Source organism: Vibrio sp. 10N.222.49.C9 (assembly GCF_041474985.1).
Classification (GTDB): Bacteria; Pseudomonadota; Gammaproteobacteria; order Enterobacterales; family Vibrionaceae; genus Vibrio; species Vibrio crassostreae_C.
In genome coordinates this window covers 1-300 of the sequence record NZ_JBFRVD010000911.1, presented here as the reverse complement: position 1 = coordinate 300, position 300 = coordinate 1, and the positions used below count along the sequence as shown (strand labels likewise).

Sequence of the window (300 nt, the reverse complement as noted above, 5' to 3'; positions counted from 1 at the left end):
GAACTCAGGCCGCCAAACGAAATCAGGTAGCCTCATTGCAGGCCATATTTACCAACATATTTAATTTCCACGGGACCTCTAGACGTGATCTACTACCTTCAATTCGCGCTGAAATCAGCAGGGATGAAGAAATTATCACCAACCACATTTTAGAGTTGCCGTTTGTTGATCACCAACGAGCAGAAAATGACACCCTGATTAAATTGAAATCCAAAACGACCTTTAACAAGTCAACACAAAGAGAACAACGAGTAGTCGCGCTGCAACAACACCCAGAATTACTTCCCGTCTATCTGTGAT

1 protein-coding gene is annotated in these 300 nt (G+C 43.0%); it reads left to right on the top strand.

Going from position 1 to position 300, the window contains the following annotated elements; translation table 11 throughout:
• Window positions 1–299 (top strand): hypothetical protein (locus AB4585_RS26185; RefSeq protein ID WP_372171681.1); only part of this gene is annotated, 299 nt, incomplete at its 5' end.
• Window position 300: the final 1 nt, after the last annotated feature.